At 54.2% G+C, this 20,302-nt stretch carries 22 protein-coding genes; 17 read left to right on the top strand and 5 right to left on the bottom strand.

What is annotated here, in order from left to right; genetic code table 11:
* Positions 1-69: 69 nt before the first annotated feature.
* Positions 70-297 carry a YtxH domain-containing protein gene (locus tag ACZ51B_RS09840; protein ID WP_464297074.1) on the bottom strand — a complete coding sequence of 76 codons (228 nt, stop codon included), beginning with the start codon at positions 295-297 and terminating at the stop codon, positions 70-72.
* 147 nt (positions 298-444) lie between these two features.
* Here ACZ51B_RS09840 and rlmN point away from each other — a divergent pair, with 147 nt between their 5' ends.
* From rlmN to ACZ51B_RS09795, 9 genes are all read left to right on the top strand, one after another.
* Complete coding sequence (gene rlmN, locus ACZ51B_RS09835) at positions 445-1,581, top strand: dual-specificity RNA methyltransferase RlmN (RefSeq protein ID WP_464297073.1); 1,137 nt, start codon at positions 445-447, stop codon at positions 1,579-1,581.
* A 14-nt stretch (positions 1,582-1,595) separates the two neighbouring features.
* Positions 1,596-2,108, top strand: coding sequence for an LPS export ABC transporter periplasmic protein LptC (gene lptC / locus ACZ51B_RS09830; RefSeq protein WP_464297072.1), 513 nt, complete (start codon positions 1,596-1,598; stop codon positions 2,106-2,108).
* Positions 2,105-2,854 carry a hypothetical protein gene (locus tag ACZ51B_RS09825; RefSeq protein WP_464297071.1) on the top strand — a complete coding sequence of 250 codons (750 nt, stop codon included), beginning with the start codon at positions 2,105-2,107 and terminating at the stop codon, positions 2,852-2,854. The genes lptC and ACZ51B_RS09825 overlap by 4 nt, the downstream gene beginning before the upstream one ends.
* Positions 2,851-3,819: a hypothetical protein gene (locus tag ACZ51B_RS09820; RefSeq protein WP_464297070.1), complete on the top strand. Its 969-nt coding sequence runs from the start codon at positions 2,851-2,853 to the stop codon at positions 3,817-3,819. Before ACZ51B_RS09825 ends, ACZ51B_RS09820 begins: the two co-directional genes overlap by 4 nt.
* Complete coding sequence (lptB, locus tag ACZ51B_RS09815) at positions 3,816-4,634, top strand: LPS export ABC transporter ATP-binding protein (RefSeq protein WP_464297069.1); 819 nt, start codon at positions 3,816-3,818, stop codon at positions 4,632-4,634. Before ACZ51B_RS09820 ends, lptB begins: the two co-directional genes overlap by 4 nt.
* Positions 4,624-5,742 (top strand): LptF/LptG family permease, encoded by a 1,119-nt coding sequence (locus ACZ51B_RS09810; protein WP_464297068.1) that lies wholly within the window; start codon positions 4,624-4,626, stop codon positions 5,740-5,742. The genes lptB and ACZ51B_RS09810 overlap by 11 nt, the downstream gene beginning before the upstream one ends.
* Before the next feature lie 26 nt (positions 5,743-5,768).
* The gene (locus ACZ51B_RS09805; RefSeq protein ID WP_464297067.1) at positions 5,769-7,337 is read left to right on the top strand and encodes a DUF3084 domain-containing protein; all 1,569 of its coding nucleotides are present in this window, start codon (positions 5,769-5,771) and stop codon (positions 7,335-7,337) included.
* Entirely contained in the window at positions 7,334-7,747 is a 414-nt protein-coding gene (locus ACZ51B_RS09800) for a RuvC family protein (protein WP_464297066.1), read from the top strand. The genes ACZ51B_RS09805 and ACZ51B_RS09800 overlap by 4 nt, the downstream gene beginning before the upstream one ends.
* 69 nt (positions 7,748-7,816) lie before the next feature.
* Positions 7,817-10,117, top strand: coding sequence for a S9 family peptidase (locus ACZ51B_RS09795; protein WP_464297065.1), 2,301 nt, complete (start codon positions 7,817-7,819; stop codon positions 10,115-10,117).
* A gap of 49 nt (positions 10,118-10,166) precedes the next feature.
* On the opposite strand, the gene ACZ51B_RS09790 is transcribed toward ACZ51B_RS09795, so the two are convergent.
* Together ACZ51B_RS09790 and ACZ51B_RS09785 are read right to left on the bottom strand one after the other, a co-directional pair.
* Positions 10,167-10,400 (bottom strand): hypothetical protein, encoded by a 234-nt coding sequence (locus ACZ51B_RS09790; RefSeq protein WP_464297064.1) that lies wholly within the window; start codon positions 10,398-10,400, stop codon positions 10,167-10,169.
* A 4-nt stretch (positions 10,401-10,404) separates the two neighbouring features.
* Positions 10,405-11,274 carry a prepilin-type N-terminal cleavage/methylation domain-containing protein gene (locus ACZ51B_RS09785; RefSeq protein WP_464297063.1) on the bottom strand — a complete coding sequence of 290 codons (870 nt, stop codon included), beginning with the start codon at positions 11,272-11,274 and terminating at the stop codon, positions 10,405-10,407.
* 276 nt (positions 11,275-11,550) lie between these two features.
* On the opposite strand from ACZ51B_RS09785, the gene ACZ51B_RS09780 reads away from it, so the two are divergent.
* The 7 genes from ACZ51B_RS09780 to ACZ51B_RS09750 all read left to right on the top strand — a co-directional run bounded on the left by ACZ51B_RS09780 (position 11,551) and on the right by ACZ51B_RS09750 (position 16,241).
* A complete protein-coding gene (locus tag ACZ51B_RS09780) occupies positions 11,551-11,925 on the top strand; it encodes a hypothetical protein (RefSeq protein ID WP_464297062.1) in 375 nt (124 codons plus the stop codon).
* Between the two features lies 1 nt (position 11,926).
* Positions 11,927-12,286 carry a hypothetical protein gene (locus ACZ51B_RS09775; RefSeq protein WP_464297061.1) on the top strand — a complete coding sequence of 120 codons (360 nt, stop codon included), beginning with the start codon at positions 11,927-11,929 and terminating at the stop codon, positions 12,284-12,286.
* 844 nt (positions 12,287-13,130) lie between these two features.
* Entirely contained in the window at positions 13,131-13,634 is a 504-nt protein-coding gene (locus tag ACZ51B_RS09770) for a hypothetical protein (RefSeq protein ID WP_464297060.1), read from the top strand.
* A 79-nt stretch (positions 13,635-13,713) separates the two neighbouring features.
* Positions 13,714-14,436, top strand: coding sequence for a hypothetical protein (locus ACZ51B_RS09765; RefSeq protein WP_464297059.1), 723 nt, complete (start codon positions 13,714-13,716; stop codon positions 14,434-14,436).
* 335 nt (positions 14,437-14,771) lie between these two features.
* Positions 14,772-15,194: a hypothetical protein gene (locus ACZ51B_RS09760; RefSeq protein ID WP_464297058.1), complete on the top strand. Its 423-nt coding sequence runs from the start codon at positions 14,772-14,774 to the stop codon at positions 15,192-15,194.
* Entirely contained in the window at positions 15,176-15,610 is a 435-nt protein-coding gene (locus ACZ51B_RS09755) for a hypothetical protein (protein WP_464297057.1), read from the top strand. The genes ACZ51B_RS09760 and ACZ51B_RS09755 overlap by 19 nt, the downstream gene beginning before the upstream one ends.
* Positions 15,611-15,650: 40 nt before the next feature.
* Positions 15,651-16,241 (top strand): hypothetical protein, encoded by a 591-nt coding sequence (locus ACZ51B_RS09750; RefSeq protein ID WP_464297056.1) that lies wholly within the window; start codon positions 15,651-15,653, stop codon positions 16,239-16,241.
* Here ACZ51B_RS09750 and ACZ51B_RS09745 read toward each other — a convergent pair.
* Positions 16,216-17,967 carry a polysaccharide deacetylase family protein gene (locus ACZ51B_RS09745; protein WP_464297055.1) on the bottom strand — a complete coding sequence of 584 codons (1,752 nt, stop codon included), beginning with the start codon at positions 17,965-17,967 and terminating at the stop codon, positions 16,216-16,218. The genes ACZ51B_RS09750 and ACZ51B_RS09745 overlap by 26 nt on opposite strands.
* A 213-nt stretch (positions 17,968-18,180) precedes the next feature.
* On the opposite strand from ACZ51B_RS09745, the gene ACZ51B_RS09740 reads away from it, so the two are divergent.
* A complete protein-coding gene (locus ACZ51B_RS09740) occupies positions 18,181-18,984 on the top strand; it encodes a prepilin-type N-terminal cleavage/methylation domain-containing protein (protein WP_464297054.1) in 804 nt (267 codons plus the stop codon).
* A gap of 239 nt (positions 18,985-19,223) precedes the next feature.
* Here ACZ51B_RS09740 and pdxS read toward each other — a convergent pair whose 3' ends face one another.
* Positions 19,224-20,165, bottom strand: a complete 942-nt coding sequence (pdxS, locus tag ACZ51B_RS09735; protein WP_464297053.1) for a pyridoxal 5'-phosphate synthase lyase subunit PdxS — start codon at positions 20,163-20,165, stop codon at positions 19,224-19,226.
* Positions 20,166-20,302 lie beyond the last annotated feature (137 nt).

Genomic DNA, 20,302 nt, shown 5'->3' with positions numbered 1-20,302 from the left:
TTATAGGGCTGATGCCACTTCCGTAGAAAGGGACACTCTTGGCTTTCCAAGAAGTGTCCCTTGTTTCGTTTAGATCAGATCTTTGGTGAGCTTTTGAGCTTTGCTTGCTACGTTGGAGGAGGTCTCGGAAACCCAGTCGCCGGTCTTGGATGTCAGTTCTTTGGCTTTATCTGCGAGCTGTCCTCGCACTTCTTCGCCAGCTGCTGGGGCGAGTAGAACACCTGCTACGGCTCCTACCACTGCACCAAGTCCGAACCCAGCCAAAAGAAAAATAAGGTCGTTACTGTTTGATTTCATGAGGTTTTCGAGTTCCGCCTATGTTACGCGGATTCCTTAAAAGGATTGTACGTCATTAGGCAGACCTGGATCTTTTATGGGTTGAACCTTATGGAAATCTTAGGTTGTCGGAGGTAATTGCCTAATGTGACTCTGAAATCCTTGTGAATGGCCGTATCTCATTACGGGGTAGACGGTCAACGGTACACTCTATGGGTGGAGGGTATTAAGCCAAGTCTTGTCGGGATGACTCCTGAGGAGATCCAGATTGCGCTCGGGCATCGAACCGATGCCAAGTTGCGCGCGAAGCAGTTGGCTTTGCACTTATATAAGCATGCCGAGGATGACATCCAGGCGATGCAGGACATTCCCAAGGCTCTTCGCGATGAGCTTTGCGAGGTCTATAAGGGTCAGCCGCTGACAGTTGCTACCCATCGAACCTCCTCGGATGGGGTTGAGAAGCTGTTGGTTCATAACGGCGACCACCAGGTTTACGAGTGCGTGCTTCTTCCTTATCAGGACCGCGTTTCGTGTTGTATCTCTAGCCAGGTTGGGTGCCCTATGGGTTGCAAGTTCTGTGCGACCGGTTTGGGTGGATTTGATCGGAACCTGACGACGGGTGAGATTGTTGGGCAGTATTTGATGCTGCAGCGATTGAGTGAGCGCCGGATCTCGCACGTGGTGTTCATGGGCATGGGCGAGCCTTTGCTTAATTTGAAGAACGTGTTGGGTGCGTTGCGAATCATGCACGACCAGATTGGGTTGTCGTATCGTCACCTCACGGTCTCGACGGTTGGACTGGTGCCTCAGATTGAGCAGCTTGCGGAAGAGCATTTGCCGATTCACTTGGCGTTGTCGCTGCACTCGCCGATTGACGAGGTTCGTGATCGGTTGATGCCGGTGAACCACAAGTGGCCGGTGAAGGAAGTTCTTCAGGCGATGCGGAACTACCAGAAGGCGACTGGGCGCAAGATCACGATTGAGTATTTGCTGATCAAGGATGTGACGGACACTCCTGAGCAGGCGCACGAGTTGGCTCGGCTGATGCGGGGTGTGCCGAGTGTGGTGAACTTGATTCCGTTCAACTGGGTGGATACAGAGCAGGGGTTTGCTCGGCCGGATCGCGACCGCGTTCGTGGGTTCCGTGCGATTTTGGCTAGCAAGGGCATTAATGTTACGGAGCGCATTGAGCGCGGGCATGACATTGCTGCGGCGTGTGGTCAGTTGGCGGGGCAGCACAAGGGGCGCTTTGCTCGTCGATCTCAAGAAGGGGACGGCCTATCCGGACTTCCTCAGTTCTCGTAGCGGCTCTGCTGCTGATGGGCTGCGGGAGTTCTAAGTCTCACGGACCAGGAAAGCCGAAGGACGAGCCGAAGCAGCCTCCATTGCCGGACGTGAGCATGAACGCTGGCACGGCGGACGAGTACAGCCCCGCTCCCAACCCCAAGCACCTGTGGACCATCCGCTGGGAGAAGGCCACCCTGAAATCCAGTGCGGACATTGGAAGCATCGCGCATGGGTTTTTGGAAGGCGTGACTGGCAAGGTTTATGAAGGAGAGGTTGTGGCTTGTACCTTCAAATCGGATGCTGGACAGGCGAACAAGTTGACTCAGAAGTTGGAGTTGAGTGGGAACGTGTTGGTGCATTCGATAGATCAAAAGGCCGATCTGCGGTGCGATAAATTGACTTACGACGCCCAAAAGAAGCTGTTTTATGCGGATGGGAACGTTTCGGTGAGTTCGGACGCTGGAACCATAGGTACATTCACAAGGATCGTTGCCACCCAGGATCTGAAGCGGTACGGCACTCCTGAACTTTTCCAACAACCATGAGACGCGATGTCACTGTCAGCTTAGCGCTTATTGCAGCCGTTGCCGTTGCACAAAACCCGACTTTTGTGAGCCGGGATAAGAAGGTTCGCATCCAGTTTGTGACTTTTGTGAGCCAGGAGACCTCGAAAGGGGTCCAGCGCATGAAGTTGAGGGGCGGTGTGGATGCTCGGTCGGAGGCGCAGGGGATTCATGCGACGTCTCAAACGGTGGATCTGAAGATGGCCAGTGTGGGTAAAGAGTACAAGCTCCAGTGGATGGAAGCGGTTGGCAATGCTCGCATGGAACGCGCAAGTAAGGCGGCGGGTGTTGATCGGACGCTGGTGATTACGGGGGCAAAGATCACCTATCAGGCCGGTGTGAAAGAGGACGCCGTGCAGGTTGCGGGTCCTATCAAGGTCACGGACAATTCGGTGCCTAAGAGCAGCTCCATGGAGTTGAACGGAGCGAATGGGCAGTTGACTTTGGACCCTAACCAGAAGAACAAGAACGGGGCGTTGAAGACTGCGACGCTGACCCGAAATATCAGGATTGATCTGTTGGCTAAGAACGGCGTAGATGCGCTCCACGCGACGGGTGAGAAGTTGGTTTATGTTCGGACGGGTGTGAACGCGACGCTGACATTGACGGGCGGCGTGAAGGTGAAAACAGACGGTCCCAACGCGGGCGAGTTGCAGGATCTACGCGAGATCGTTTTGGAGTTGGATCAGAACAACCAGATTAAGAAGTCTCGGTCGGTGGGTGAATGATGAAGGCCATTCCTTTCGCTTTGCTGTTGCTGATCTCTCCTCAGAGCAAGATCCAGGTTCTCGGTAAGAACCGGGAGATTCGGCTGAGCAACTTCCATATGAACTCGGTGGATGTTGACGTTCTTGGAAAGAGTTATAAGTTTGAGGGCGTTGGGACGCCGATGTTGCTGGAGATCCGCAATGAGGGTGGCTTCATGAAGGGCAATCTCATGTCGGGATTTGCGAAGGCCAACGAGTCTGGGATTTACGAATTAAATAAGGGACATGTTGAGGGGAACGCCTACGTTGAGTTTGATACGAAGCGTGCAGATGAGTATCTGGTTGAGGCGAAGCTTCCTCCCGTTAAGCGAAAGCAGAATTCGAAGATGGTGCTGACCTCCGCGATCATTGATCAGCTTCGTTCGGGAGTGGACCAGACGGTGACGCTTCCGAAGGCATTTCAACTGAACCAGGCGGCTTCGGGTGATGGGTTTGTGGAAGTGACGGAGCCTGCGGATAAGGTGAAGGGCACTCCTGAGCGCAAGGTGAAGGTGCCGATCAGTTTTGTTTCGACGGTAGAAGTGACGGGTAGCTCCTCGAACTTTGTGCTTCGCCCCGATGAGATGGGTGAGATGGACGTTCTCAAGGGTCATGCCACGGGTCCGGTTGTGGTGCACTTCACGCGGGTAGAAACGGTGAAGGCGACGGGAGTTCAGACTGTGACGACGGTGGTTGCGACTGCTGATAAGGTGGAGGTGGACCGCACGGACGGGAACGGCAAGGTGGCAGAAGAAGGCAAGCTGACCGTCTCGGGCAACGCTCACTTTATTTATAAGAAGAAGGAAGCCGGAGTGGAGACGATGTCGACGGATCTGGTGGGTGATCAGTTCACGCTGGTTCTGGCAAAGGACAAAACGCTCAAATCGCTGAGCGGTGTGGGGCAGCCAACCACCACCACAGCGCAGCTTTCTAAGGGTGGCCGATGAAGATTGAGGCACAGTCGCTGAAGAAGCAGTACAAGGGCCGACCTGTTGTCAACGATGTTAGCTACCACATCAGCCAGGGCGAGATTGTTGGGCTGCTGGGGCCGAACGGTGCGGGCAAGACCACCACGTTTTACATGACGGTGGGCCTGGTGAAGCCGAACGGTGGCAAGGTGCTGTTTGATGGCGCGGATGTGACGAAGCTGCCCATGTATAAGCGGGCGCGGGCGGGTGTTGGGTATTTGCCTCAGGAGGCGAGCGTCTTCCGGAAGCTGACGGTGGAAGACAACCTCAAGCTGGTGTTGGAGGTTGCAGGGAAGTCTCGCAAGGAGATGAAGGCGAAGATCGAGGAGATTGCAGAAGAGCTGCACATCACTCGGGTGCTTCACTCTACTGGGAACGTGCTTTCGGGTGGCGAGCGGCGGCGTGTTGAGATTGCTCGTGCGCTGGCGACGGAGCCGAAATTCATCCTGCTAGACGAGCCGTTTGCGGGCATTGACCCGGTGACGATTGAAGAGATTCAGCACATTCTGTTTAAGCTGAAGCGGCGCAACATTGGGATCCTGATTACGGACCACAACATCGTGGCGACTCTGAGGATTACGGATCGGAACTACATTCTGATCGACGGCAAGATCGAAGCTTCGGGTACCGCGAAAGAGGTTGCGAGTAACGAGCGTGTCCGCAAGCATTATCTGGGCGAACAGTTCAATGCTGACCACTTGGTTCGCGACGCCGATGAGTTGGCGATTGAGGCCGTAGAGGGCTATACCGAGCGAGCGGAACAAACGGACGGAGAGCCACCGCTTGAAGATTGATCGGCTCATTCTGAAGGAGTTAGCCGGGCCTTGGACTTTCGGCGTCGGCTTGTTCTCGTCATTGTTGATGGCGGGTACTTACTTGGGGATTGTCACCAACTACATTGCGGACGGTGTTCCGGCGAGTCTGGTGGTGCAGTTCTTGATGCTGTTGATGCCGGCAGTGTTGGTCAAGACCTTCTCGATGTCGGTGTTGCTTGCGAGCTTGTTGGGGTTTGGTCGGCTTAGCTCGGACAGCGAGATTGTCGCATTGCGGGCTTCTGGCGCGAGCATCTACCGGATTGTGTTTCCCGTGGTTGTTTTCTCGGCGGTGATTGCGGCTGCGACGTTTGGGTTCAACGAGGTTTTTGTTCCGGCGGCGAGTAAGCAGACGATTCGGTTGCGGGACGAGATCTTGAAGAGCAAGCAGATCAGTACCAACCAGCCGACCAGCTATCCGTACATTGAGAAGACCAAGTTGAAGGCTTGGGTGAATGCGCGTAGCTTCAATGTGACGGACCGCACCATTGAGGGTGTGACCGTGATTGCTTACGACAAGGACGAGAAAGAGACCGCCGTGATGTTTGCCAAGCGCATGCGGTTTGATCCTTCGGACCGGGACAACTGGAAGATTGTTGGCGAGGCTCACATTATTAGCGTGGGTGATTCGCGGACCGATATCCGGCTGGAGAACGGACTGTGGCCAGAAACCGTCCCCAAGTTGGGGATGAGCTTTACGGAGCTGACCGCCGAGCGCGATGACCAGTTTGATACGATGTCGATGAGTGAGCTGCGCGCTTATGCAGACCGGCATCGGGAGTTGGGAGATCGGTCTAAGGAGACGCTGGCGAATTACGAGTATGGGTATTGGAACAAGATCACGGTTCCGCTGGCCGCTTTGGTGTTTGGATCTCTCGGTGCGGTCCTAGGGATTCGGAACCATCGCACGGGGACGGCGGCCGGATTTGCTCTGGCAGTTGCCATTATCTTTGGTTATATGACGGTGAGCAACTTCATGGCTACGTGGGCCTCGAAAGGGATCTTCCCCTCTTGGGTTGCTAGCTTCTGCCCGTTAATCATTGGTTTGGTGGCTAGTGGCGCAATAATGTGGCGTCGCAACGTTTTGTAAGCTAGGCTTGTATAGGTCAATAAAGAGTGGATCTACTACCCATCGGTTTCTTGCTAGTGATTGTGATCGTCAGCGGCGCTATTGCGTACGCTGCGGATCATGTCGGCAAGAAGCTGGGTAAGAAGCGGCTGAGCATCGCGGGCTTGCGGCCCCGGCATACGGCAGCTTTGGGGACGATCTTGCTGGGTGTGACGGTCTCCCTGCTCACCATCATCTTTGTTTCCGTGCTGAGCCTCCCGGTTCGTCAGTGGATCTTCGAAGGGAATAAGGCCATTCGAGAGCGCGATCGGCTTTTGGGTGAGATCGGCGACTTTAAGAAGCAGTCCGATGACGCGAAGCTGGGTTATCAAAAGCAGCTTGGGGACAGCAAACGACTGGAGAAGACGATTCAGGAGAACAAGCTTCTGCTGAATGGTCAGACTCAGAAGATTAAGGAGCTCCAGGCGCTTAAGGATGGCTTGGAGGGCAAGGTTGGGAACCTTAAGAAGCAGATTCAGAGTGTTCGCGAGGCCCTGTCTCACACGAAGGGGCTGTTGGCCAAGTCTGATTTCGCACTGTTTGCCGCTGAGAAGCAGCGAAAGGAGCTTCAAGCGAGCATCAAGATCGCCGAAGCGAATCTTGGCGAGACCAATAAGCAGCTGAATGAAAGCAAAAAGGATGCTGCTGCGCTTGATTATCAGGTTCAGACGATCCAGAGCCAGATTGAAGAGCAGAAGAAGGACTTGGCCAAGCAGAACGAGCAGCTGACGGACCTTCTGCAGAAGAAGGCTGAGCTGGAGACTGCTAAGAAACGGACCGAGCAGGAACTTGCTGCTACGCAGGCGAATCTGGAGCAGAGCAAGCGGGACTTGGAGAATGTTCGGCAGGCGTTTCTAGAGGCTCAGAGTCAGCTGAGTGTGACGACCAACTTTATTAGCTCCACGTTTGGTCCGAGTCGGTTCCAGCGGTTGATCTTTAATCTGGGTGAAGAGATGGCGCGCTTGCCCGTGCGAGCCAATCCGTCTCGTGAGGAGGCTCAGAATGCTTTGACGACTCTGATGCGGATGTCGCGAGTGGTTGCAGAGGAGCGGGGCGCTCGGAGCCACGTGACGAAGGATCGGACTTACGAGATTGCCGACTTGTATCCGCTGCCGGATCCTAAGACCAAGCAGATGATCTCGGTGGATGAGCTGAAGGAGATCATCATTCAGAACCTGATGGCGAGCAAGCAGCCGACGGTCCTGCTGGCCACCTCAAGTTTGAATGCGTTCCGCGGAGAATCGGTCTCGATTGATGTGGACGTTCAGCTTAACCCTGTGATTTACAAGCTTGGACAGATCGTTGCTGAGACGCGGATTGATGGGCGACGGTCGGAGGCGCAGGTCTTTGCGGACGTGACGAACTTCTTGCGGACTCAGTTGCAGGAGAAGGCTCGCAAGGATCATATGATCCCTCGCACCAGTGGGGATGAGGCATTTGGATCGGTTTCCATTGGCGATCTTCTACAATTGAACCAAGAGATTTTGTCCACTCATCGTATTGTGCGGTTGGAGGCTCGGGCCATCGACGATACGCGGGCGGCGGATCAGTTACGCTTGGAGTTCCGCGTTAAATGAGCGAGAAGACGGTTTTAGCCATCGATCCGGGCACTTCGAAGTGCGGCATGGCCGTGGTTCGACGGACGGAGAAGGGCAAATGCGTGATGGTTTGGCATGGGGTGGTGCCGACGAGCGCTGTTCTGCCGAAGCTGCATGAGGCTTACGCGGCTTGTCCTTATCAGCTGATCATCATGGGGGGCGGGACGCATTCGAGCGAGGTGCTGCTGGCGATTCGCGAGCATCTGCCAAGCATGGCGACCCTTGTGGTGGACGAGCGGGATACCACGATGCATGCTCGTGAGCGGTATTGGGAGTACAACCCTCGGAAGGGGTGGCGTCGGTTCTTGCCTTCAACGTTGCAGGTTCCGCCTGAGCCGGTGGATGCGTTTGTGGCGATGATCTTGGCTGAGCGGGTGTTGAACGCTTAGTGCCGTCTATCTCAAAGAACTTGCATTAAACGCTGTACCTGGGCCGCCTGCACTGCTAATCTAAGGGTTATGGCCTTTCGATCTCGTTGTCGAGACTTGTGTTTGGTGAGCCTGCTCACCATCAGTCTTGGTTATTCTCAGTCCAGCAATCTTCAGTTCGACGATCTGTTTCCTCGGAAAAGCTTCTACGGCAGGACCGCTATGGCGATGAAATGGTCGCCGGATGACCGGTATTTGGCTTACCTGTGGAACGGCTACGATGACATGGGATCCGATATTTGGATCTATGACTCGAAGGAGCATAAGACCCGGCGGATTACTTCTACCGAGACCTTTAAGCCGTTCGATCCCACCATTGTCAAGGCGATTGAACAGAAGAAGAAGGACGTGGAAGAGGACAAGAAAGTCGAGAAGATGACCGACTTGGAGTGGCGCGAATGGACGATTGAGCGCAGGAAGACTCCTCCACCGCCGAAGGTGACCTATAGCGGCGTTAGCGAGTTTAACTGGGCCAACAAGTCGGATGAGATGTTGCTGGTTTATAAGGGCGACATCTATCGGTTGTCGATGAAGGACGGCAAGCTGACGCGCATGACCGAGACGCGCGATGGCGAGATGGACGTTCGGTTTATCAAGGACGACACGGGCTTTACTTTCCGACGCGGTGATGGCATCTATCAGATGAAGTTTGATAGCTCCATGATCAAGCAGCTGAACCCTGTTTTGCCAGATGGTTTCGGTTTTGGTGGGTATGTGCTCTCGCCGGACGAGAGCAAGATGCTGATTGTGGCGAACAAGTCCAACGGACGCAGCCGGACCGTGGATTACATCAGCTATCGGGAGCGGTTTGCGCAGGCACAGAAGGCCGAACGCGATGTTTCTGAAGACAAATTTAACGGTGAAGAGGCTCTGTTCCTAGTTGATCTGAAGGACTCCGAGAAGAAGCCTTGGGAGCTTTGGCGGTTTAAGGGCGGGAACGAGCTTGAGGGCTTGAGTTTGGATGACAAGCCGTGGACGCCCGATTCGCAGCAGGTGGTATTCGCTTCTTGGAAGCGGAATGTGCACTCGGTAGATGTGCAGATTGCGGATGTGAAGACTCAGAAGGTTCGTACGGTCTTTGCGACGAAGGAAGATGGCGAGCACACTTCGAACACCTTGGCGAACCCGATGTGGACGCCGGACGGCAAGAAGATTGTGACTTTGTTAGAGACGAGCGGCTTCCGGCACGCTTGGGTGATTGATCCGCTGAAAGATGGCGCCGACCAGCTGACCAAGGGTGATTTTGAGGTCTATCCGCTGGAGATGACGAAGGACGGTAAGGAGCTGCTGGTGCTCTCTCACAAGGAGAACCCTGCTTACATGGACATCTACAGGGTGGACATGCAGACGGGTGCCATGAAGCGGCTGACCAAGCTGGACGGCAACTATGGAGTTCCGGTGTTCAGTCACTCGCAGGACCATGCGGCGACTACGTTTAAGAACTGGACTCATTTGAATGAGCTGTATGTTTTGAACTCCAAGACCGGGGGCGATGAGACGCAGCTGACGGAGTCCCACAAGCTGAGTGTGTTCAAGAAGATGAACATCAAGCAGCCTCAGCTGTTTAGCTATCCGAACCGGAACGGACAGACGGTCCACGGCTTTATGTTTTTGCCGGATGGCTGGAAGAAGGAAGACAAGCACCCCGTGATGGTGTATGTGTATGGCGGCCCTCTTGGGAAAGACAAGTCGGTGACGGCGGGTGACTTTAACTCGACTGCCTACTGGTTCAACCTATATTTGACTCAGAAGTACGGGTTTGTTACGGTGACGATTGACCCGCGTGGTGGATCGGCTTATGGCGCAGCTTTTGGTAAGGCGAACTGGGAGAACCCGGGTGTTGCTCAGGTGGAAGACTTGAGCGATGGCGTGAAGTACCTGGAAGCCAACTATGGAGTTGACCGAAAGAAGGTTGCGGTGAATGGCTGGTCGTTTGGTGGATTCCAGACGCAGATGTGCATGTACACGGCTCCTGACGTGTTTACGCTTGGCATTGCTGGCGCTGGGCCTACGGAGTGGCAGAACTATAACAACTGGTACTCGGGTGGCGTGATTGGCGATCCTAAGACGCTGGACAAGTATTCGTTGACCTACAAGGCGAAGGGGCTTCAGTCTCCGCTATTGCTGCTCCACGGCATGGAAGACACCAACGTGCTCTACCAGGACACGGTGAAGGTGTATCAGAAGCTGTTGCAGTACGGCAAGGGCTACCTAGTGGATTTGGCGCTGGACCCGACCGGTGGTCACGGAATGGGTGGGGACATGAGCAATCATGACCGGCACCGCATCTACCTTGAGTTCATCAAGACCCGCTGGCGCTTGGAGCCCTAAGCGGAAATGGTCCTCCCCTGATGCGGTTTGCGTTGGGGGAGGAGTTTGTTTATAGCTTGCCGGAGCGGACCTTTTCGATTTCGGCTTTCTTGCGGTCCTCGGGGAGTCCGGCCTTTTCGATGGCTTGGATCTTCTCTTCTACGCTGTTGGGGACCTTGGGTGGCGCTTCGGTTCTGGGCGCCATGGCCGCTGCGGGCGGCTTGTTGTCGTTGGAATCTCCGCAGCCTATTGCTAGCAATAGGGCGGCGGAGATGAGAGCCAGTTTGATGGGGGTTGCAAGCACGTGGCTAGTTCCACTCCTTGTAGCCGGTGATGTATCCCAGGATGTCTTTTTGTGAACCTGGGTCTGCCTTGGCTCTTCCCCAGAGGTCATCGGCCACGGACTTGGTTCCTTTCACGGCTTTGGCGTGGCCGTCGAAGAAGCCGGCGTTGAGCAGTCCATTTCCTACGCCTCGGCCAGTTGTGACGCTGTTATCGGTGGTGTCGCAGGAGTTGGGTTGGTAGCCACAGCCGAAGACGAGGTACCAGGCTCCAGTGTTGGGCCAAGGTTGGCGCGTGCCCGAGAGCATGATGGTGGAGGCGGGGGCTTCCAGCGCGGTCATGTTTCCGCTGCCGCCTTTGTTTTGAGGTGTTTCCCAGGACCAGTATTCGACCCATGGCCAGATTCCTGCATCGTTGGAGCCTCGGATTCCCTCGTTGAGTCCGGCGTCGCCATTGAGGGCGTAGCTGCGTGGGAATCGGGTGGAGGAGTCGCCGTAGGTGTTGGGGTCGAGTCCGTTGGTGGACCAGGAGCCAGAGTACGTTGGGCTAGCGAAGATTCCGCCGTCTTGGTTGCTGGTGCCGGAGTAGGCGGTGCCGTCTGGTTTAACGTATCGGCCGCCGTTCTTGATGTAGGGCAGGATGGAGTCTTTCCAGAGGACGATTCGGTAGCGTGGCTGGTCCCAGAAGCCTTGCATCATGGGCGGGACGCAGTCGTCGGAGTCGGAGGAGTAGATTTGCATTCCGAGTCCGATGTTTTTGGTGTTGCTAAGGTCGGAGGTCCGTTTAGCGGCTGCCTTCGCTTGGGCGAAGACGGGGAACAGGATAGCTGCCAAGATGGCGATGATCGCAATAACGACGAGGAGTTCAATGAGCGTAAACGCTTTATATCGTTGCATGATTTCTCTTCTTTGAGTAAGGAGTTGCGTGCAACGACTCCCGTCGTGTACACGCGTACATTTTATCATGCAATTTCTGTTTTTGCATATGGAATTTTATGTTGGGGGCGTTCTCGGCATTCCGCTTGTCACGTCGAGTCGTTCATTTTCGGATGGTCCAGGGTGAATATCTCTTATTTTCGCCTCGGTTGGGTGGAGACGGATTAGAATCTGCTTTGGATCACGCGGATAACAAGCATGTGGGACGATCATACGCAGCAACTTCTGAGAACTTATATGAAGGCCGCTTTCGAGTTGCCTGGTGTCCATTTCATGCTGATGGATGGGGTCTTTGATTTACTTGCTGACATCGACCAAGACATGATCAGCAAAGCAAGCTTGCAGGATCTTAGAGAAACCTTCATTCCGCCTAAGGCGCCCTTCACTGTTTCTTGGTGGTTATTTGAGGATTCTCTATCCATAGAATCTCCTCAGTGTTTGACGCTGTCGAATTTCAAGTACAAAGCTATATCGAAAATTCCTGGATTAAGAAGAGTTGTTACGATCGATTCGATTGGGCCACCAGACGCGTGTTGCCCGATTGTCTTCGACTACTCAGAAGAACACGGCTATTTTTCTCCCATGGAATATGAAATCATAGGACTGATCTGAGTTGAAAGACTTTATCGCCGTCTCCAAAGCTAGGAAAGACTCGGGTGTGGTGCCAAGTCTTGTTTTCCCGAGTATCGGCAGCGTGTTGGGAAAGATGGTGTTAACAGCTGCGCGTTTGGAGCCCTGTATCTATGTTAGGATTCTCTTCGTCTTTGCGAATGCATCCGAGAAGGTTAGGGAACTCATCGGCGACTCTCTTGATAGTTATCTGAGAGAGCTCGATGCGAATCATTCGCTCTTAGTGATGTGGTCGTCAGACGTGGAATTGGTTTTTCAATGGGAAAGAAAGGTTATAAGCTTGTGCGATCCATCTGTAACAATTTCTTTACTGGTATCTGCTGAAGTGAATGTTGCAGAATAACTGGAGCTCCAGATGAGCACAGATCCTCTTCGACTCTTGATTCTGGACGGACTTCGGAGTCAGCTATTTTTTAAAAATTAGAAAGTGATTTTGAGCATGGAACATCGCGAGATGGCTTCGGATGTCGTCTTCGGTAGGTGCCCGGACTCAGTGTTGGAGTCGATTGATCTCCGGGATGAACTGGATGTCACCTTCCTGAATTAGGGACATAGAATTTACGCTTTCGATTGCTTTAGAACATCCGAGGGCTTGTGAGGCATTGGGTGGCTACTGATCGATCCCAGTGCGTTCACGAGTTGGCCGGATTGGGACGGATTTCGGTTATGGAACGCATGTGGACCTTCGGTGACATCGCTGCTCCTTGGTCCGCTCCGCGAAAAGGAAGCTGTGACCTGGGATCTTGCTGGTGGGAATAGCGCAACCTGTGGAACTCGTTACATCCGACGATCAAAGTCAGTTTCAGAACTGTGCGGGACAGATTGGCCCGATCCTGGATTTCGGGCAGGTATTGCTTTCATCACTGCAGGTAGCTCCCACCTAGTGCATGACTCCTATGTTGAGTTTGGAATCCTCTGTCGTCGCGGTTTTCGGTGTAAATACGCTTGCTTCGGGCAATTTCGCTGACGTACGGCTGGCCATCAAGGCATCGCAAGCAGAGGCTTGGGTGGAGTCCATAAGAGTCAAGTCAAAGACGCAAGATATTGAGGTGAGTCCATTGATCTGAAGCATGTACCGGAGGCGATGCGGGCTAGGCTTCACGTTGGTTGAAACTGCGATAGCGATTTTTGTGACCAGATCGTTGCTCCCTTTGTGGAGGATAATAGTGAGCTTGTCGTAATGCGGCATGGAACAACAGCAGAAATTTCAGGTTCAGGAGTTTGTCGACGGTTTCCTGACGGAACCCGTACGACTGGAACTCCTTGCCAAGCGCGAGGTGAGCGGGATAAGTCCCGAGGAAACTTTTTCGCTGGCAATCTTCAGGCGTGCGCTCCAGGAGCCCGAGCTTGAGGATCTTCAGTTTCTGGTGCTCCTGCGTAAGTTCTACCTACACCTAGAATCGCCTTTTGAGAACAGACAGGATTTGATTGCCGATTGGTCAGCAGTTCGTGATCTCACCAAATACAGGGACTTCACCTATCTTATCACCGAGCAGTTGCGGGTGCTCATCGCTGGTCCTGAGTGGTTCTTGGACGAGGAAGCGATCGTTGGCCAAGCGAACCTGGTGAGGGTGTGCATCCGTTCTGTGATTGCTTCCATGTGCGGGCCCGGAATCAGCGATGCCAAACGAAAATTCGTTGTTCCCGCTGGTGCGATTCACCCGTTTCGCCCTAAGATGTCAGAGGAATGAAGTGACTCGCACTTAGCCATCGATTTATGAAGTCTCCTCCCAACAACATGCACCTGTTCCCCTATTTAAGTGAACTCCCTTGACGATTGCACAGGCTTGGTTGGGCGAATCTGAGAAGATACGGCACCTTGTAGCCGAAGCGATCATTCGGCATGATGATGCCGAGTTGCTTTCGCTTTCGGAACGGGCGCGAGCTTTGTTGATTGAACAGAAAGTTGCCACCGAGGAAGATCTTAAATGGTGGCTTGCAAGTGGTCACCGACCTCTCGCAACGGCAGATTTTAGGCTGTTTCCGCTGTACATGCTGTACAAATCCTTGTTGTATTCCTTCCGTGTAGACCAGGACGAAGGAGCCGAAGCGCGGTCCGCCTGGAAGGTCATGGAGGGTTTTTACGATCCGGACTTTGGCTTCTTTTTGAACCTGAAGCTAGACCGTGCTGCGCTGGCTGAGCCTGAAAATCCGGTGTCCAACGCGGTGGCAGAGCACATATCATACTGGCAAACCCTCGACGGGGAACTTTCGGACGGGATCTCGGCGCTGAACGACTTCCAAAGCGCGTGTCGATGGGTGGAGCCGTCCAGCATTGCGCGGTATTTGGCGACCTATGCGTTGCTAGACAAGGCAAGTCGAGCTCCATTTCTCCCATTTATGGATCGGGATTGGCTTTCCGAAGAGTGGCTTCGCAAGGTTAGCGAGAGCATTCGCCCTTACGCGAGGATGTTTGCGGGTCTAGATCGGTGTGAGATGAGTTGTCACTGGCACGCAATGGGGTGGACGCTCTTGCCTACAAACGCGTTATAGTAAGCACGGGACATTTGGACCCGCAAGATGTTATTCCTACTGAGCGTCGTGATTCAGGTTTTGGCCGTAGCTGTTTGGTGGCAGAATTTGCGGCGGTGGGCCGGAGGGCGGTTGGGGTGTTGAGTCTCCTGACGATCTTGCTCTGCCAGATCGTGAACCTCCGTGTCATGCGTCCCCAAAGCGAGGTGCTCTTGGTCTTTGCAGGGCTCTCTTTGTTTTCAGAAGTTGCCTGCTTCTTGACTCTCAAATCTAAGCTACGTGACTGCGAAGCGTTGCCAAAATGTGGCGTGTCCTATGCGAAGTCATTCCTTGTGTGGTGAAGCGGTAGTGCAAATATGAATCTCAGAGTCTTCATCGAGGAGCATTTTCGCGCTTCTATGCAAGTGCTCATGCTGATCTATCTGTGGGTAGGGATTTCCCCGTTTCCGGTCTCAGGGATTCTTATGTCGGGGATAGCAGCCCTTGGGGTTGCCGCTTGCATGGTTAAGGCTGTATTGAGTGGAAAGTGCTCTAAGCATTTCCCTGCATTTTGCAGTGCGTTTGCCATGGCAGCGAACAGCGTCTATATTCTGCCGCTTCATGGAGCTGCTTCCACGAGAAAGGCTGCTTACGGAATTGTGCTCTCCACGGCATTCATGGTCATCGGATTGAAATTGATTCGCAACGAGGACCTGGACTCTGAGTATACGTGGGTGAGGGTTCTGCTTTTTGCTGGGACCATCCACGCAGTGGTGTTGACATGGCCACCCTTGAAGTGATCCGAAAGGATGAGCAACATGTAGGGAAGATCGGCTGTTATGCTAAAGCAAGACTTGAAACTGCACCGCTGTGGAGGGATAGATTGATGGGACGCAACATTCTGATTGGAATTCTATGGTTGAGCCTTCTTTTTGGACTAAGTCTCTATGTTAAGTTCCAAGTTGAATTGTTTGCCGATCAGGGAAAGCTCGGGGATATCTTATTTTCAACGACATTTCTGATACTTGGTGCCATCATCGCAAGGTTTGGGCTAGCGCGCAAAAGGCGGGAGTTAGCCATTGCTTCGCTGTTTCTCGTGAGTCTGATGGCATTCTTGTTGTTGAGGGGGCAGTGGACAAATATTACGCTCCACTTCTTGGCATTCGGTACGGCATTTGGTCTCGAAAGTCGAAGAATGATGGGCTTGAGCAAGTAGCTTTGCAAGGCGACAAAATCGTGTCTGGCCAAGTTGAAGAATGAATAGTGACGGTGATTTCTTGTTTGTTCCTCCGGGTCAGTATCGGATCGGAATCAGTCCAGTAGAGGTGGAAGAATGGAAGGCTTCTACACCTGGCGTTGCGAAGTACTGCTCAAGTTCCACCGGATTTCCGGTTCCGCTTGAAGTGGCGTTCCCCGTGACAACCATTGAGATCCAAGGCTTCTACATCGGCCCTCTTCACAAGGAACCTGTTACATTTCAAGAAGCTAAGGTCTTGGCTGAGTCGCAAGGTGGGCGATTACCTGGAGAAGTTGAGTGGGAGATTGCAGAGCGATACCTACCACAACCGATTTCAGAGCATGGTTATGGTGAGTGGTGTTTAGACTATTTCCAGGGAAGACGCACTCGTGATGAGCTTTTGGCCACGCCGATTCTCCTTGATTGTCCTAAGCTGCAAATAGGATCGCCTCCAGGTCGGCGTGTTGTGCGTGGGGCCAATTTCCCTGTTTATCATCCGGCGATGCGGTTCCATGGGGGGCCCAACAATCATCCGATAGGATCTACCGGCTACCGGGTTTTGAAGCCGTTGGACGGCAACGAGCTCAAGGGTTTGTCGGCGTCGCGGTGATTTGGACGTCGGGGCCGGCGGCTTTCTTTTTCTTGTGGCGGCGGCGTTTTTTGTGGTCGTTGCCGTCGGCTGTTGCGGTGGTGGCTGGGATGGCGGCTTCGGCGGCTGATTTGGAGGCGGGGTCTAGGGTGCCTTGGAAGACGATGGCGTGGGGGACGGGGCGGCTGGGGGTGGTGGGGGTGCTGTGGCCGCTGGCCATGATTTTCTCTCCGTACACCAAGGACGTGCTGAAGCCGGAATCGAGAAGGACTGCCTCTTGCACGCCTGCTCTGGAAAGCATCTCGGAGAACTTGGAAGAGGGGACCGAGTCTTTGCTACAGGCGGCGACTGGGGTGCCGTCGGCCATGATGCCGAATGCGGCTCGGCGGCGTGGGTCTTCGATGTCTTTGGAGCCGAAGACTTTGAGGTCGTTCTTCTCGCGCGGCATGCCGTTGTGGACCAGCCAGACTCCGCCTAGGAAGGTGTCGGTCATGTCGGGCATGAAGCCTTTGTAGACGGCGTCTTCGTTGAGTCGATCTGGGTTGTAGGGGACGATGGCGAACTTGGTGGGGCCCATGATGACCAGCGGGCGGTTTCGGAGTTTGGGCCAGAGTACGGTTTCTCTGTCGGGGATGAGCTCCGGATCTTTTTGGGTTTTGCAGGGGCCGACGAGTCGGTTGTCGGTTGCGGCGATGGCGGCCATAGCAAAGAAGGTTCCGTTGATGCCTGCCACGGTGTTGGTGCGGTGCATGAAGTCGAGAACGGACTCTCGGGTTTCGGAGGTGACGGTGAACGGTTTGCCGCCGAGGACCATGGCGAGTTTTCTGCCGTCGATCTCTTCCTCTCGGTAGGCGACGTCGATCTCTTTCCAGGGGGTTTCCACAAGGCCCATGACTCCGCCTTTGGTTTCGGTCTCGCAGTCTTCGAGTGCTTTTTCCAGGCGGGTGTGGATGTACCGGTTGATGCACATGATGGTCGGCGAGTCTTCTGCCTGACCGTTTACGATGCTAAAGGCCATGGTGTAGCCGAGGGTGCGTGCAGTTGTTTGGCTAACGGCATCGTTTTTGCCTTCAGGATACGCCAAGTAATCGATCTTTTTGCCGAGTTCTTTTTCTAATTCCTTTTTGGAGTCGCCCAGTTCTTTCTCTTGTTCAGAACTGGTGAGGCTGGGGAGGTCCGGGTGGGTGACGGTGTGGCTGCCGATGGTGATGAGGGGATCTTTCACCAGTTCTTTGAGGGTTGGCCAGTCCATGTGGGGGTGGCTGCCCTCTTTGTGGCCCACGAATCCGGTGTGGACAAACATGACGGCTGGGTAGCTGAACTCATGAAGGATGGGCAGGGCGTTGTCGTGGAAGCCTTGGTAGTTATCGTCGAAGGTGAGGAGGATGGCTTTGTCGGGGAGCTTTTCGCCAGTGGTGAGGTGTTTGTGGAACTGGTCGATGCTGATGGGTTGATAGCCGCGTTCTTTGATGAGTTCCATCTGTTTGCGGAACTCTTCGGTGGTGCAGTCGAACCAGACGGAGTCTTTGGTGCGCTCTTGGATGATGTCGTGATACATGATCACGGGTACGCGCTGGCCCAGGGACCGGAGGTTGATCTCGAAGGTGGCTTCTTGTTTGGGGGTCTCTTCCTCTTGGGTTACGGTGACGGATGGGGAGGCCTTTTTGGCGGAACCCTGAGAGTCGTTTTTGCACGACACGACCATGAGTGCGAGCACTGCGAACGGGACAAGTTTTCTGAGGGTCAAAACCTAAACACCTTGAGGCGAAGCGCCTGGAAGAGTCCTTTCAGTTTGTCTCATTGTTGGGGGAAATTACGATGAGCCGGCGCTAACTTTGGCTATTTGGAAGTTGTTGAACTCGACAGTATAGTGAGAGGGCGGAGTCGGTGGTGTTTATGCCCCGAATTGATTGAACGGAACCCGGCCCAATCTCCGTCATGGTGCCAAGGAGAAAATCCTATGTTACGAAAAGCCTTTACACTTATTGAACTTCTGGTCGTCATCGCTATCATTGCCATCCTGGCAGCTATTCTGTTTCCTGTCTTTGCCAAGGCAAAGGAGGCCGCAAAGAAGACTCGCGGGCTGGCGCAGATGAAGCAGCTTGGCACTGCCGTCTATATGTATGCCACGGACAATGATGATTACTTCGTGCCGGCATCGAGCCGAAATGGGACTGCGGATCCTAATCCCATCATCTGGACGGAGGCGCTTTACTCTTATGTGAAGAACGAGGACCTGTTTGTGGTGCCCGGGTCTGACGGGAAGTTTGCCCACAACTGGTCGGAGCGCAAGGGGCAGAATATTGGATATAGCGATGCCACGGGCGTCATTCTTGGGGCAACCACTGTGGTGGGAGCTGCGCCTGCTGGTACGGAAGGTTTTGGGAGTGCAGCCAGTTTCTCTGTTGCCGAAGAGGCTGCAAAGACGGGGTTGTTTGCGACGACTCCGAGCGTGAAGAACGCTACGTCTGCTGATAAGGAGCGGGGATATGTCTTCAACCCATATAACGGACCGAACTCTCCTGACAACGATTACGCGAAGGGGCTGCCTTTGATTGCAGATGTGAATATCTGCAAGGTGCCTTACCTGGGCACTAACTACACGAGTTTGGGTGCTGGGATGTTGAAGCCGATCTATGCGGTCTATGGGGCATCAGGGAATGGTGACGGTTCCACGCCTGTGATTTTTGCGGATGGGCACGCGAAGTCGTACTCGGCGAAGTCTTTGAATTCGTTCGGGACGGTTATCTGGCGATTCCGCTGAGGCTTGGCCGGTGAATGTGTCCGAAGGTGGTGCATTGTGCGACCACCTTCGGGCTTTGTTTTAGTGGGTAGCCGGACTCTCCTATCCCGACCTTTCCTTGTGCGCGTTAGGTTCGGGGATTTGGTGGGTTGTCCACCCTCACCCTGCCCTCTCCCTCACGGATGAGGGCGAGGGTTCTGAGGACTCTCCTATTCCGGCCTTTCCTCTCGGGGACGAAAGGAGAGGAGTCGGAGTGAGGGTTACCAGCCTCGGTCGGCCATTTTTTGGAAGTCAGGGAGTTCGGAGCAGTTGATGCCTACCATGGCTTCGCCCAGTCCCTTACTGATCTCGGCGAGTTTCTTGGCGTCTTTGTAGAACAGCACGGACTCGACGATGGCTTTGGCTCTTCTGGCTTGGACCTTGATTCGCTCGGATTCGGAGAGGCTTGCGCCTGCTTTGAAGATGCCAGAGCCTACGAAGACGGTCTCTGCGCCCAGTTTCATCATGAGAGCGGCGTCTGCTGGGGTTGCGATTCCGCCTGCGCTGAAGTTTGGTACCGGGAGCTTGCCGTTCTCGTGGACGAACTTGATGAGTTCGTAGGGAGCCTGGTGGTTTTTCGCGAGGATGTAGAGTTCGTCTTCGCGTGCGTTTTGGACGGTTCGGATTTCGCTGGTGATGGTTCGCATGTGGCGAACGGCTTCGATGACGTCTCCGGTTCCGGCTTCGCCTTTGGTTCGGATCATGGCTGCGCCTTCGGTACAGCGTCGGAGGGCTTCACCTAGGTTCTTCGCGCCGCACACGAATGGGACGGTGAAGAGGTGTTTGTCCACGTGGTTCTCGTGGTCGGCCGGGGTGAGGACTTCGCTTTCGTCGATGAAGTCGACTTCGAGAGCTTCGAGGATTTCGGCTTCTACGAAGTGACCGATTCGGCACTTGGCCATGACGGGGATGGTTACGGCAGCTTTGATCTCCAGGATCATTTCTGGATCGCTCATGCGTGCCACGCCACCGTCGCGACGGATGTCGGCTGGGACGCGCTCCAGTGCCATGACGGCTACGGCGCCGGCATCCTCGGCGATCTTCGCTTGCTCGACATTGACGACGTCCATGATGACGCCGCCCTTGAGCATCTCAGCAAGACCGACTTTTTCGCGCCAGGTTTTCTTTGCTGCGGTTGGGGGAGTGGGGATCGTACTGCTCATGTTTTGTTTCGCCTCGGTATGCACCGACGGGTCTTTTCATAAATTATGGCTGTTCCTGGTGTGCGCGGCATTCACAGTCGGCTAGTAATGCTGGCAGAACAGGCACATATCCAATAGATCCTACGAGTCTGCCGAAC

Source organism: Fimbriimonas sp. LA-C6 (assembly GCF_055398105.1).
This window is presented reverse-complemented; position numbering and strand designations above follow the sequence as displayed.